9 protein-coding genes, 1 tRNA gene and 2 rRNA genes (1 of these 12 cut by a window edge) are annotated in these 11342 nt (G+C 44.7%); 7 read left to right on the forward strand and 5 right to left on the reverse strand.

Going from position 1 to position 11342, the window contains the following annotated elements:
- Positions 1–2 precede the first annotated feature (2 nt).
- The 4 genes from QE390_RS06660 (at position 3) to QE390_RS06675 (ending at position 2509) form a co-directional block, all read left to right on the forward strand.
- Positions 3–443, forward strand: coding sequence for a nucleoside deaminase (locus QE390_RS06660; RefSeq protein WP_369804162.1), 441 nt, complete (start codon positions 3–5; stop codon positions 441–443).
- 112 nt (positions 444–555) lie between these two features.
- Positions 556–1164 carry a superoxide dismutase gene (locus QE390_RS06665; RefSeq protein WP_307141563.1) on the forward strand — a complete coding sequence of 203 codons (609 nt, stop codon included), beginning with the start codon at positions 556–558 and terminating at the stop codon, positions 1162–1164.
- A 107-nt stretch (positions 1165–1271) separates the two neighbouring features.
- Positions 1272–1347: transfer RNA gene (locus tag QE390_RS06670), tRNA-His, on the forward strand.
- Between the two features lie 280 nt (positions 1348–1627).
- Positions 1628–2509, forward strand: coding sequence for a MerR family transcriptional regulator (locus tag QE390_RS06675; RefSeq protein WP_307141564.1), 882 nt, complete (start codon positions 1628–1630; stop codon positions 2507–2509).
- Positions 2510–2587: 78 nt separating this feature from the next.
- Here QE390_RS06675 and QE390_RS06680 read toward each other — a convergent pair whose 3' ends face one another.
- Positions 2588–5605, reverse strand: coding sequence for a TonB-dependent receptor (locus tag QE390_RS06680; protein ID WP_307141565.1), 3018 nt, complete (start codon positions 5603–5605; stop codon positions 2588–2590).
- Positions 5606–5767: 162 nt separating this feature from the next.
- Between QE390_RS06680 and QE390_RS06685 the strand changes: the two genes are divergently transcribed.
- Together QE390_RS06685 and QE390_RS06690 are read left to right on the forward strand one after the other, a co-directional pair.
- Positions 5768–6823, forward strand: coding sequence for a DUF3089 domain-containing protein (locus tag QE390_RS06685; protein WP_307141566.1), 1056 nt, complete (start codon positions 5768–5770; stop codon positions 6821–6823).
- Positions 6824–6874: 51 nt separating this feature from the next.
- On the forward strand, positions 6875–7951 hold the full coding sequence (locus QE390_RS06690; protein WP_307141567.1) for a mannose-1-phosphate guanylyltransferase: 1077 nt from the start codon (positions 6875–6877) through the stop codon (positions 7949–7951).
- A 71-nt stretch (positions 7952–8022) separates the two neighbouring features.
- Here QE390_RS06690 and thiL read toward each other — a convergent pair whose 3' ends face one another.
- Positions 8023–9045, reverse strand: a complete 1023-nt coding sequence (gene thiL / locus QE390_RS06695) for a thiamine-phosphate kinase (RefSeq protein WP_307141568.1) — start codon at positions 9043–9045, stop codon at positions 8023–8025.
- A 95-nt stretch (positions 9046–9140) separates the two neighbouring features.
- Positions 9141–9596 (reverse strand): hypothetical protein, encoded by a 456-nt coding sequence (locus tag QE390_RS06700; RefSeq protein ID WP_307141569.1) that lies wholly within the window; start codon positions 9594–9596, stop codon positions 9141–9143.
- An 89-nt stretch (positions 9597–9685) separates the two neighbouring features.
- Here QE390_RS06700 and QE390_RS06705 point away from each other — a divergent pair, with 89 nt between their 5' ends.
- Positions 9686–9922, forward strand: coding sequence for a cytochrome b5 domain-containing protein (locus tag QE390_RS06705; RefSeq protein ID WP_307141570.1), 237 nt, complete (start codon positions 9686–9688; stop codon positions 9920–9922).
- Between the two features lie 156 nt (positions 9923–10078).
- On the opposite strand, the gene rrf is transcribed toward QE390_RS06705, so the two are convergent.
- Positions 10079–10190: ribosomal RNA gene (gene rrf / locus QE390_RS06710) — 5S ribosomal RNA — on the reverse strand.
- A 118-nt stretch (positions 10191–10308) separates the two neighbouring features.
- Positions 10309–11342, reverse strand: a 23S ribosomal RNA gene (locus QE390_RS06715); it runs 1777 nt beyond the window's last position.

Here is an 11342-nt window from a genome sequence, read left to right on the forward strand (position 1 = left end):
TTGTGACGTTAAGTGACGAATACTTTATGGCCGTAGCCTACGAGCTGGCCCAGCAGGCCGCTGAAGTGGGCGAAATTCCCGTGGGTGCCGTGGTGGTATCCCAAAACCGAATCATTGGTAAAGGTCGAAATCAGACTGAAGAATTACGTGACGTAACGGCCCACGCCGAAATTATTGCCCTGACGGCTGCTAGCCATTACCTCGGCTCCAAATTCCTTCGCGATTGCACCCTCTACGTCACGCTTGAACCCTGCGTGATGTGTGCGGGAGCTTTATACTGGGCTCAGTTGGGGCGTTTGGTTTACGGAGCCAGTGATTTAAAACGGGGTTTTTCCCAATCGGGCTCTTTATTACACCCTAAAACCCGGGTTACCTCGGGCATTATGGCCGCTGAAACCGAGCAGCAGCTACTCGATTTTTTCAGAAAATTACGACGGAACTAAGCCTTTCTTTAATATTGCAATCGGTTTAAGGAACCTTTGGACCTTGGAACACCTTTTTAAAACGAGTAGTCACTCATTTACTATTTCTAAATTCTATAATATTCAACCAGCTATGGCTTTTGAACTTGCTCCTCTCCCCTATGCGGCAGATGCATTAGAGCCTCACTTCGATGCTCAGACTATGACGATCCACCACGACCGTCACCATCAAACCTACGTAACGAATTTGAACAATGCCGTTGCCGGTACCGAACTCGAAGGAAAGACACTGGAAGATCTTCTCAAAAATGTAGGTCAATTGCCCGTAGCCGTTCGTAACAACGGTGGCGGTCACTGGAATCATACTTTTTTCTGGAATATCCTTTCTCCCAGCGGAGGCGGTGCTCCTAAAGGCGATTTAGCTGCTGCGATTGATGCCAAATTCGGTTCATTCGATGCATTCAAAGACGAATTCAAGAAAGCCGCCGCCGCTCGTTTCGGTTCAGGCTGGGCCTGGTTAATTGTAGGAGAAGATGGCGAATTAGCCATTTCCTCTACGCCTAATCAGGACAACCCTTTAATGGACGTTGCCGAGAAAAAAGGTAAGGTTATTTTAGGTCTTGATGTGTGGGAACACGCCTATTACCTGAAGTATCAGAACAAACGCCCTGATTACATAGATGCCTTCTGGAATGTAGTAAGCTGGGACGTGGCTGAAACCAACTATCAATCAGCCAAGTAAGGTTAAAACAGGGAAGAAGTAAAGACTTTTTTATACTTTTCTTCTTCCCTTCTTTCAAAAGCACTTGCTTTTTGCTTTCTGATTGCAGTATATTTGTAGCTCGAAACGGAGGATGTAGCTCAGCTGGTTAGAGCACCAGATTGTGGTTCTGGGGGTCGCGGGTTCGAACCCCGTCTTTCTCCCTCCTGTCAAACCTGATAAGCGTCGCTTGTCAGGTTTTTTTCTTTTATCCCCTCTTCTTTCCTCTTTTTCATTAGATCGCACTCAGGAGTCATTAATCAGAGATAAGTATTTTTTATTAAACAAATAGTAAACGGCTACGGTTTATTAAAGCAGCCCGACTGGATGAATTTGGGTTTATACTATCTCTCTCCGTACGATAAACTAAGTCCACCCCCTTAATTGATACGTTGCGTATTGAGTTTGAACGTATGCTTCAGCCCTCCGTGATCTATTTATAGCCATGAGTACCTACTCGATTAAAGATTTAGAACAATTATCAGGAATTAAAGCACATACGCTCCGCATTTGGGAGCAACGATACGCTATTCTAAAGCCCCAGCGTACCTACAGCAATATTAGAACTTATGACGAACAGGAATTAAAGCTGGTACTTAATATTGCCCTGCTGAAAGAGCATGGCCTGAAGATTTCAGAAATCGCTAAGATGAAGACGGAGGAAATCCATCAGCGGGTTAATGCCATTTCTGAAAGTCAGATTAGTTACCCTGAACAAATTCACGCTCTCACCTTCGCCATGCTCGACCTTGATGAAGATCAGTTCGAGAAAATTATTACTACCAATATCATCAAGCTGGGTTTTGAAGCCCTGATTATCAATATCATCTATCCCTTTCTGAATCGCATCAGTACGCTTTGGATGACGAGCAGCATCGGCCCCGCTCAGGAACATTTCATTGCGAATCTCATTCGTCAGAAGATCATTGTAGCTATTGATGGTCAGTTAAATAAGCAGCGGGAAGGCTCTAAAAAATTCATTCTGTTTTTACCCGAAGGTGAACTTCAGGAGCTGATTTTACTTTTTGCGGATTATGTCATTCGTTCGCGTCAGAATAAGGTAGTCTATCTTGGTCAAAGTTTGCCCTTCGAAGAGCTATCGTTTGCCTATAATCTGCACAAGCCTAATTACTTACTAACCATTTTTAAGTCCGCTCTTGACTGTGGAGAGTTTCAGGCTTATCTCGAACGACTTTCGACGAATTTTCCCCAGGCCCAGATATTAATCATTTGTAATCTTCATACTTCTCACAACCGAATTCGCATTCCGGACAATATTCAGTTGGTGGGAGGAATTCAGGATTTAATTAGCATTGCTGAATACTAAAAACAAGGCGTTCCCCGAAAGGAACGCCTTGTTCAATTTTACACTACTAGTTCGAGTTGAACGATCTTTGGTGTTTTATTATCGTAACCATTCGTCAAAAGTCAAGCCGACGTAATACATACTTCCAATCTGCGGGTTAGCCCAGGCTGTGGTATACGCCTGATTAAGCAGATTATTAGCTCCTGCTTTAAGAACGGACTTAATGCTTTTCATTTTAAGGCTTACCTGAGCATCCAGGGTGCCATAAGCCGGTATAACAATTTGCTGGCTGTTCACCGCTGTGCGGGCTTGAGCAGGTAGAATCAGATCATTCCAATAAAATCTGGTTTGGTAGCGGTAGGTTACGTTAAAACCCCAATCACTATTAGCCGAAACAGCACGCGTCAGGGAAAGATTATACCGATACTTCGGCGTGTTGAACCCCACCTGAAAGCCATCGTCCAGAACATTATGATTAGGCGATCCGTTGAATAAGCTTACGTTTTTTGTTGGTAAGGTCGTATTAGAAAGGTTACCACTCACCACCAGGTTTTTCATTAACTGATAATCCAAGCCCAAGCCAAAACCCTGGTATCGAATGCTTTTGTTATAGTTTGTTGTGGTCGAAACCGTTCTTGTCCCAATCAATGGATTTTCTGGGGTTACAAAGACCATACCACCAATGTAATTCTGTAGCAGACTATGGTAATAATAGGCATCAATCACCAGACGGTTCAGCACCAATCCTTTATAGCCCACTTCATAAGTTAATACCCGTTCCGGCTTCAGGGGATTGAGTTGCAGCCGGTTCCACTGGGAAGGGTCCGTTGGATGAGCTAAATAACGATCATCATAGGTGTATAAAGCGTAATTGTTCAAATGGTACCGATCTCGGGTAATGGCTAATCCACCCACCAATAATGAAACGGGCGTTTCTAAATTAATGTATTGATGCTGAGCGGTGGGAATACGGAAACCCGTCTGATAACTAGCCCGAAGGTTATGCTGTTTGGCCAGTGTCAATACGCCTGAAAGTCGTGGACTCCACTGGCCTTTGAAGTTTTCATTCTTATCGTGCCGTAGAGAAGCCGTTAGTTTCAAAATACTAGCAAATGACCTGGACGCCTGTACATAGCCGCCCCACTCCTGAATGTTATACTCCGCATTGGAATTAGGCTTTTTCAGAAAGATAGTACCTTGAGAATTTAGATCATAGATTCGGTAATTTCCGCCCACTAACAGTTCAAGCACCTCTGGAGCAATCCATTTTCTCAGATTATACATACCTTCGGCGTGATACAAATTCGTCCGATCCATAAACTTGGCTCCGCTGGGAATAGCCGTGGACTTTATCTCTTGGGCAGCAGCATTGAATTCCGGTGTTCCTGGCATTAACCTTCCCTGATCCGCCGTGCTACGAGCTAGATTCTGTAGAAAACCGCTGTTAAGCTGAACCGCCTGTAGAGCAGATTCATAAGCTGACTGAGGAGCTTGACCCGCATTAATAGCCGACTGAAAAGCCTGATTGAAAAACGATAACGCCCCACCTCCGTAGGTAAAGGCGTATTGGGGATACCAGGAACCGCCCAGATTGGCAGCGTTCAGACTGGGTTTACCAGCTTCATTAAGGTAACTCGCCAACACGCCCGCCGCATAAGCATTACCCGAACGTTCCTGCGTGGTATACCCTCGAATGAAAAAATCTTCGCCTTTAAGCTCAAGTTTATACTGTCCCAGAATAAAATCTTTGATGTAATACCGATCTGTTGAAGTATAAACCGTAGTTCCCAAACCCCAGTTTCCCTGCAAAATGGCTTCCAGTTTGGGAGTAATCCGGTAATGCAGAGCCCCGCCGACTTTTAAACTCTGAGTACGATAATCCACCAGATCTTTTTCAGCATAACCCGTACGAGCCACAAGCTGATTGGGTAAAATAAGGGTATTAATAATCGTTGAAGCAGACTGGTTGGTAAGGGTTGCCAAGTTTCGAACGCCGTTAACTACCCCTACCAGTCGGGGGTCAATCGCGGCCAGTTGCTCCTGGGGTAACTGCATGAAACTTTCAAAATACGGACGAAAACTGGCCAGATTGACGTTGGAAGAATTCTCATCCCCATACACATTAACCCCATTATAATTCTGATTATCAGCAACAGTTCGATTGAAGCCAGGGTATCGAGCATCATCCTGACTTAAACCAAAACTTTGATCCCGGTAATCCGTAGCCTGCCAGTCTTTAGCGGTTAAGTAACTCACATTGAGTTTAAAGGCAAGTTTAGGATGAATAACCTTAGCGTAACGGACCGAGACATCATAAAAAGGCGTTGTAGCCATAGTTCGGTTAGCCGCGTGCATAATTCCGGTTTTTACCGAAGCACTGATTCCCTGAGAAGTGAAGGGATTTTTACTGTTCATTAACAATAAGCCATTCGTTGCATTGGGACCATACAAGGCCGAAGCAGCTCCCGGTAATAACTCTACGCTTTCAACGTCCAGTTCTGATAGCCCCACCATGTTGCCGACGGCGAAACCAAGGCCGGGAGCCTGATTGTCCATTCCATCTACCATCTGAACGACCCGCGTATTTCCATTTCCTGCAAACCCACGGGTATTAATCGAGCTAAACGTAAGCGATTGCGTAGAGATGTCTACTCCTTTCAAATTTCGTAAAGCGTCGTAAAAGCTGGCGGCTGGCGTGGACTGAATCGTTCGCATATCCATTTTTTCCACCGTCACAGGTGATTTTAACACATTTTCTTCTATTCGGGAAGCCGAAACAATCACTTCATCTCCCAAAAGGGCCTGTTCTTGTAAGGCAATAGGGAGAAAGGTTTGCGTAGGGTTCACTTCCACAATCTGAGTAGCGTAACCCACGCTGGAAACTTTCAGTTGAAGGGGGGGCTTTTGACTAGCCACCAACTGAAACTCCCCTTTGGTATTAGTAATGGTTCCATTTACCTGTCCAACAATCGTTATACTAACGCCAGCCAAGGCTTCTTTAGTAACCGAATCTATTACCTGGCCAGAAAGGAGAATTTGAGCCTGTAGGAAAAAAGGAAGCAAAGCAAGCCCTAGCCCAAATAGAATAGGAGAAGAATACGTAAAAAAATGCTTCATACCAGTGGTGAATACATAATGAAGGAATAAAATAAGGCTGAGGTATCTACAAAGTAGCTGATAATCTTACGTTTTTTTATGGATTCCTTCTAAAAGATTTACCACTACCGAAAGGGTTGCAATCCCTCTGAAACACTTTTAAATCTAAATTGTTAATCAATCATGTACGCACTGATTCGGATCATCCTAATACCCTCATTACTATTGATTTTCACCGGGTGTTTCCGTCCTAAACGTTACTTGATCGAATCAGCCTATTCCATGGATCAGCAACCTAACGCTCCTGATTACTCCAATTCCGCTCACTGGGCTACGCTCCCGGATCGGCAGGATGCGGCGGATCTTATCCCCAGAAAATCCGCGTATATCGATCAGCAGTCCACCGCTAAAGTTGACGTATTCTTTATTCATCCAACACTTTACGCGGCTAAACCCGAAGGTAATCAGTCTTGGAATGCGGATGTAAATGATGCTCGGATTAACGCCCGTGTGGATAGTAATTCGATTATTAATCAGGCCACGGTTTTCAATGGTTCAGGACGTATTTATAGTCCGCGTTACCGTCAGGCTCATTATTCCGTTTTTGTAACGAAAGACACAGCAGCCCGCGACCAGGCTCTGGCATTAGCTTATTCAGACGTAAAAAAGGCTTTTGAATATTATTGGAGGCACTACAATAAGAATCGGCCTATTATTATTGCCTCGCATAGCCAGGGCTCTATTCACGCGATTCGATTGATACAGGATTTTTTTGATGGGAAAGAGTTACAAGCTCAATTAGTGGCAGCGTACTTAATTGGTCGCCCGATTTCCAAAGGAACTTTCAAGTACATCTCTCCAATTGAAACGCCGGGCCAGGCCGGGACTTTTGCAAGTTGGTGCACCTTTAAAAAAGGGTATCACCCCGAAAAAGGCTTCTTTCAGGAAGGTCCAACTATTATTTCAACGAATCCTTTACTCTGGAATACATCTGATGCCTATGCTTCGCGTTCCTTACATCGGGGCGGCGTTGGCCTTAACTTTAAATTTCGCAAAAAATTAACGGACGCTCAAAACCACAATGGTCTACTCTGGATTTCGAAACCTCGGGTACCCTTTGGTTTTTTGTTACCGATCAAAAACTGGCATGTAGCCGATATTAATATGTTTTATGGAAATCTAAGAGAAAACGTAGCTTTGCAGGTGGAGAATTATTTCAAAACGCATTCCACCAGATAAGCTGCTTTAGATAGCCGCAAAACACTAACGTATCTATCCTTTAATCTATCAATGAACTTCCAACACACATACGTAGTCATTATGGCCGGGGGCGTAGGCACCCGATTCTGGCCTTTCTCCCGTCAGAGTTACCCCAAACAATTTCACGATGTATTAGGCGTTGGCCGCACCATGCTGCAAATGACCTTCGACCGGCTGGCAGAAATCTGTCCTCCTGAAAACGTCTACATTGTTACTTCTCAGGAATATTACGATTTAACCAAACAGCAGTTACCCCAGCTTTCGGATCACCAAATTCTTTTGGAACCTTCCCGTCGCAACACGGCTCCCTGCATTGGGTATGCCTGTTATAAAATTGCCGCCCGTGATCCTCAAGCCAATATCGTCGTTACCCCTGCCGATCATTTAATTCTTAAAGAACAAGAATTCGTTGACCGAATTAAAGTGGCTCTCGACGCTACTGAGAAATCAGACTTGTTGGTTACGCTGGGTATTACCCCTACTCGCCCCGATACGGGTTATGGCTACATTCAGTTTGATGACCAAGCCGAAGGAGAGGTAAAACGCGTGAAAACCTTCACCGAAAAGCCTCATTTACAGCTGGCTCAAGCTTTCTTGGAAAGTGGCGACTACGTCTGGAATGCCGGTATTTTTGTCTGGAATGCCAATTCAATCCGAAAGGCTTTTGAATCCTATTTACCTGAAATGGACGAAGCTTTCCGGGATATGGCTACTCACTTTTACGCCGACAGCGAAGCAACGCAATTATTAAGAGCGTATCCACAATGTCGCAACATTTCTATTGACAATGGAGTAATGGAAAAAGCCCAGAATGTGCACGTCGTATTAAGTGACATTGGCTGGTCGGATTTAGGTACGTGGAAGTCTCTTTATGAGGTAAGCGAGAAAGATGAAAACGGCAATGTGATGGATGGACACATCGTGACGCATAACACCACGGGTTCCATCATCAAAACACCTAAAGAGCGACTGGTAGTCGTTGAAGGCCTCCAGGACTTTATCGTTGCTGAGTTTGACAATGTACTGATGATCTGCCCTAAAGATCAGGAGCAAAAGGTTAAAGAGTTCGTGGCCGATGCTACCAAGCGAGGTTTTGAATTCGTTTAACTCTTTTTATCCCTAACAAAAAGGCCCCTAAATTCGATTTAGGGGCCTTTCTGTCAATATACGATGAGGTATTACTTTTCCCAGCCCTGAGCCGTTAGAGGAACAGCCTCATTTTGTTTGGTAATGAAAAAAGCTTCCGTTGGATCAGAAGACATGAAACCAATGAAACTGATATCAGTCGTATGATCCAGGATTTTCTGATAATCTTCCTGACGAATAGTAAAGAGTAGCTCGTAATCTTCTCCACCATTCAAAGCAGCAGTAAACGGTCCTAGCTTCAGCTCCGTAGCCGCCAGATAGGATTTTTGATGAATGGGAATTTGTTCTTCAAATACTCGAACTCCCAAACCTGACTCTGCCGCCAAGTGACGTAACTCCGATGCTAATCCATCTGAAACATCGATCATGGATGTAGGGACAATATTCAGCTCCCGTAACTGCTTAATAATGTCAAGACGAGCATCAGGCTTCAGTTGTCTCTGTAAAACATATTCATGACCTGTTAATACCGGCTGAGCTTCGGGAGCTTCAAGGAAAACTTTCTTCTCACGCTCCAGAATCTGTAAGCCTAAGTAAGCACCGCCTAAATCGCCCGTAACGCAAATGATATCATTAGCATTAGCACCTTTGCGATAGGTAATCTTTTCCGTTTCAACCGTACCAATAGCTGAGATTGAAAGAATAAGTCCTGACCGAGAGCTGGTAGTGTCACCCCCTACTAGTTCTACTTCATAATCTTCGCAGGCAGCGAAAATCCCTGCATACAATTCATCAATGGCTTCTACCGAAAAACGATTACTTAGGCCAATGTTAATGGTGATCTGCTTTGGAGTGCCATTCATAGCCAGAATATCAGAAATTCCAGCGACTACTACTTTATAACCTAAATGCTTTAAGGGTACATACCCTAAATCGAAATGCACGCCTTCAATTAATAATTCCGACGATAGCAGTTGATAGCCATGGTCAGCGACAACTACAGCAGCGTCATCACCAATCCCTTTAATTGTAGTAGGATTATGAATTTGGCTTTGAGATGCAATGCGATCAATAAGTCCAAATTCTCCCAGTATATTCAATTCCGTACGTTCCATTCTTTGCTAACCTTATGAAAAAGGCATTAGTTTCCGAGCATGAAAAAAGCCTCCCTGAACGGAGGCTCTGCAAAAATAATGTATAATTCGTTCAACTAAGGATTAACTAACTGATACTTGTTGGTGGTATTACCCGTTTTCGCATCTGGTGAAGTGCGAGTCAGGTTCAATTGGGTTTCCGTTGGAGCTCCGTCAAAAGTGAATTCTATAGTTCCTGTTGTACCCGTAGGAACGGGCTGTAAATTGGTAAGCGTTAATTTTGAATTATCAGATGAAATAGCCCAGTTGCCTACAAAGGTAGTCTGATCAATAGTGGTAAGTCTAACCGTTTGCTGAGCTGTACTACTGAGATCAAGCTTGAAGTAAGAATAACTATCTTTAATATTGCCAGTAGCTCCTTTCGTATAAACTGTAGTGGCATTTTCCTTAACAGTATTAGCAGTCCAAACTTTACGGATTACTTCCGATATGGGCTTGGAATTGGATTTGCCACAACTACTTACAAACACAGAAGAAATAAGGATAATAGAGAATAATAAATACTTTTTCATAAGTGCTATAATTTTTCACTAAAATAGTAGAATTCTAAAAAATACGCTATACCCCTAGGTAAACAACTTAAATTAATAAAGTGACATCTATGGACGATTTGCCGTTCTATACAAAATCACAGTTAGCCTTAAGAAACGGACAGGATAGAGAAGAAATATGGGTTGCCTATGAGGGATCGATTTACGAGGTAACTCATTCCAGGCTATGGAGAAATGGCAAGCACTATGAACACTGGGCCGGTCAGGATTTGACCGAAGAATTATCTGATGCCCCTCATTCCAAATCCGTATTTATAAAATTCAAAGTAGTAGGCCGATTGAAGTAATAATATGTTTTCCAAGGGTAGCTACCTTAGATCTGGAGTAGATACGAAGGAAAATAAAAGGTAATGAGAAGCGAAGGTAGGCGGATTATCTAGGCTAGGGAGTGAAGCAAAAAAACGACTCCTGCATCCCGGCAGGAGTCGTTAGGAATTATAAGGGGGAGGCGATTACCTACTTTCCCGGGGGTAAACCCAGTATCATCGGCGGAGCGGGGCTTAACGGCCCTGTTCGGGATGGGAAGGGGTGAACACCCGCCCTATGATCGCCATTGGCTCTTTTGGTTGCTAATCTCCGTAGAGTCAGCTTCCGATGCCTATCGAGGTGTTCCCTCTTTTGAACGTGATGTGAAAAACAGAAAAGTATACCTAAGCAACAATAAAGTTAATTTAAAAAGAAGTCTTGGAGGCATTAGTACTACTCGGCTTTGTTGTCACCAACTTTAGACCTGTAGCCTATCAACGTCATCGTCTCTGACGGCTCTCATAGGAATTCTCATCTTGAGGCAAGTTTCGCACTTAGATGCTTTCAGCGCTTATCTTCACCCGACGTGGCTACCCAGCGGTGCTCCTGGCGGAACAACTGGTCTACCAGCGGTCGGTTCAACCCGGTCCTCTCGTACTAAGGTCAAGCCCTCTCAAAATTCCAACGCCCACCACAGATAGGGACCGAACTGTCTCACGACGTTCTGAACCCAGCTCGCGTGCCACTTTAATCGGCGAACAGCCGAACCCTTGGGACCTTCTCCAGCCCCAGGATGTGACGAGCCGACATCGAGGTGCCAAACCTCCCCGTCGATGTGAGCTCTTGGGGGAGATCAGCCTGTTATCCCCGGAGTACCTTTTATCCTTTGAGCGACGGCCCTTCCATTCGGAAACCGCCGGATCACTATCTCCCACTTTCGTGCCTGCTCGGCCTGTTTGCCTCACAGTCAAGCACCCTTCTGCGATTGCACTCTACGCACGGTTACCAAGCGTGCTGAGGGTACCTTTGAAAGCCTCCGATACTTTTTTGGAGGCGACCACCCCAGTCAAACTACCCATCATGCATTGTCCAATCTAATGTTAGACTCCCAGCAACCGGAGGGTGGTATTTCAACGTTGGCTCCTCGATGCCTAGCGACACCGACTCATAGCCTCCCACCTATCCTACACACCAGTTACCAAAAGTCAGTGCAAAACTGTAGTGAAGGTTCACGGGGTCTTTCCGTCCCGTGGCGGGTAAGCGGCATCTTCACCGCTACTACAATTTCACCGAGCTCACGGCTGAGACAGTGCCCAGATCGTTACACCATTCGTGCAGGTCGGAACTTACCCGACAAGGAATTTCGCTACCTTAGGACCGTTATAGTTACGGCCGCCGTTTACTGGGGCTTCGATTCAATGCTTCGCCTTGCGACTAACATCCCCTCTTAACCTTCCAGCA

Origin of the sequence: Siphonobacter sp. SORGH_AS_1065 (assembly GCF_030818595.1) — a bacterium.
Taxonomy (GTDB): domain Bacteria; phylum Bacteroidota; class Bacteroidia; order Cytophagales; family Spirosomataceae; genus Siphonobacter.